The organism is Hallella mizrahii, from assembly GCF_009695775.1.
Lineage (GTDB): Bacteria > Bacteroidota > Bacteroidia > Bacteroidales > Bacteroidaceae > Prevotella > Prevotella mizrahii.
This window is the reverse complement of sequence record NZ_VUNG01000088.1, coordinates 1-1839: the sequence shown is the minus strand read 5'-3', so window position 1 is coordinate 1839 and position 1839 is coordinate 1. Positions and strand designations below refer to the sequence as shown.

Annotated in this window: 2 protein-coding genes; both read left to right on the top strand. The window is 43.0% G+C overall.

Features of this window, described 5'->3' with window-relative positions; all coding sequences use genetic code 11:
- The first annotated feature begins 534 nt into the window (after positions 1-534).
- Positions 535-852: a heavy metal-binding domain-containing protein gene (locus FYJ73_RS15530; protein WP_154535648.1), complete on the top strand. Its 318-nt coding sequence runs from the start codon at positions 535-537 to the stop codon at positions 850-852.
- A gap of 234 nt (positions 853-1086) precedes the next feature.
- The gene (locus FYJ73_RS15525) at positions 1087-1647 is read left to right on the top strand and encodes a hypothetical protein (protein ID WP_154535647.1); all 561 of its coding nucleotides are present in this window, start codon (positions 1087-1089) and stop codon (positions 1645-1647) included.
- Positions 1648-1839: the final 192 nt, after the last annotated feature.

Genomic DNA, 1839 nt, shown 5'->3' with positions numbered 1-1839 from the left:
TAATCGTTTATGTATCAATGATTTATTTGCACTACAAAGATACAAAAACTTTTGGACATTCCTTCTCTTTTCTCTTGATTTTTAAGACTTTAAGGGCGAGCTATTTGCAAGTGGGAAACTTTAGTTATAAAAGTTCTTGTCTTTTAATGTTTTCCTGACGCTCAAAAAAAAGTACTATAACCACCTCTTCTCGGCGAGATGACTGTCACATTTCACGGAGATAGCAGTCTATTCTCACCAAGATTCAACTGTTAGGGCCAAGTCTCAACATCTGATCATACCTTTTCATCATTTTCCGACAAGCTATTGAGTCTCTTACATTCTATTTCAACTATTCATATTGACAAGTCTTTTTACTTTTTTATAAAATATTATCAGCGTACGAGCAGACTGCATCTGTTCTGTCACCCATGCCCTAAGACTTTTACAAATATTTTTAGGGATAAAAACACAGAATTCTATTGGATCATTCGAATATATCATATGAAATTATTAAATTTGTGGCCAACAACCATCACATTTAACACAACAGTTATGATATTATCCACAACCCCAACCATTGAAGGTCACACCATCCGTGAGTATAAAGGCATCGTCACCGGTGAGACGATCATCGGTGCCAACTTCGTTCGTGATTTCTTCGCCGGTATCCGTGATATCATTGGCGGTCGCTCGGGCAGTTACGAAAAGGTGCTGCGTGAGGCAAAAGACACTGCTATGGCAGAGATGCAGGACCGAGCCTCTCAACTGGGTGCCAATGCCATCGTAGGCATTGACATCGACTATGAGACGGTCGGTCAAAACGGCTCTATGCTCATGGTAGCAGTAAGCGGCACGGCTGTTGTCATTTGATGACATGACCAACGAAACACTACAGACCGTTCCCAGGGCTTAATCCGTCACGGGGGAAATCCCCCGCAACGAATAGGGGAAATACGCTGTCGGAATAGGATAATCAACTTGTCACCATACCTTCTTCTTCGTAACTTTGCAATCGAAAAAGATATAGAAGTCGTCGCAAATCCAAAGCGATATCAAGTATCTACAAGAAGTCAAATCATTAATAAAGTTACGATTGTGAAAACGATGAAGGCTATAAAAATGATGTTGATAGCAGTAATGATGACAATCGTCACCTCTGCTTACGCCATGACATACAGTCAGGCTAAAGATCAGGCTCTTTTCCTCGCCGACAAGATGGCTTATGAGCTGAATCTCACTGATGAGCAGTATGAGGCCGCCTATGAGATCAACCTCGACTACCTCATGGCTGTCAACGACTATAACGATCTCTATGGCTACTACTGGACACTCCGCAACCAAGAATTGCAGTCCATCCTCTCATCCTGGCAGTATAATGCCTATGTTGCCGCGAACTATTTCTATCGTCCCATCTATTGGTCCAATAACCGTTGGGTATGGCGTATCTATGCCCGTTACACTCCGACCAAGTTCTATAAGTCCCGCCCAAGAGTATATGTGACCTATCGCGGTGGCAACAGCAAGAGCTACTACACAGCACGAACATGGAATCGGCAGCCGCGTCCTACCCCGAATAGCCGTACTTTCGGAAGTCGCCGGACCGTCAACAATGTCAAGACGATAACCAATTACAGAAACACAAACAGAAAGTTTGGCCGCCGTTAGCATATACAACAGCGGACGGTGACCGTCCTCGTGTCCGTTTCAATCTAAAATATTCTTGTAGAATGGTAAATGTCCAATTGTTGCTTATCAGCTTTAAACAGAGTACTTTCGAGTACCCCGTTTTATGCTAGGCTGAGTAAGATTTAAGACTTGTTAATCAATAGCGAGTTGTCCGGGCAGCATCTGAGCGTA